This window comes from Azohydromonas lata, assembly GCF_034427735.1.
Lineage (GTDB): Bacteria > Pseudomonadota > Gammaproteobacteria > Burkholderiales > Burkholderiaceae_C > Azohydromonas > Azohydromonas lata.
Genome location: NZ_JAXOJX010000249.1, coordinates 1 through 299, shown reverse-complemented (window position 1 = coordinate 299; position 299 = coordinate 1). Strand labels below are relative to the sequence as shown.

The following is a 299-nucleotide window of genomic DNA, read 5'->3' as shown; positions in this document are numbered from 1 at the left end:
CGCCGGCGGCGTTGATGGTCAGTGCGCCCCAGGCGCCACCGCTGGTGGTGTCGGTGACAGTGGTGAAGAGCTTGTCCTGGCCGGCGTCGGCATCAGAGACAGACAGCGAGCCCGTGCGCGTGAGCTGAATGCCCGGGGTGACGCTATCGGTGTCGGCGTCCTCGGTGAGAGCGGCCTGGGCGTTGGCGCCGTCAGTGCCGGCGTTGATGGTGGCGGCATCGTTGACGCCAGTGATGACGATGGTGACGGTCTGCGTCGCAGTGCCGTCCAGGCTTTGAACGGTGAAGGTCTCGGTGTGG

The 299-nt window shown here is 67.2% G+C and carries 1 protein-coding gene; it reads right to left on the bottom strand.

Annotated elements, in window-relative coordinates; translation table 11 throughout:
• A partial coding sequence (locus tag SM757_RS35260) for a VCBS domain-containing protein (protein ID WP_322468903.1) occupies positions 1-299 on the bottom strand: 299 nt, incomplete at both ends.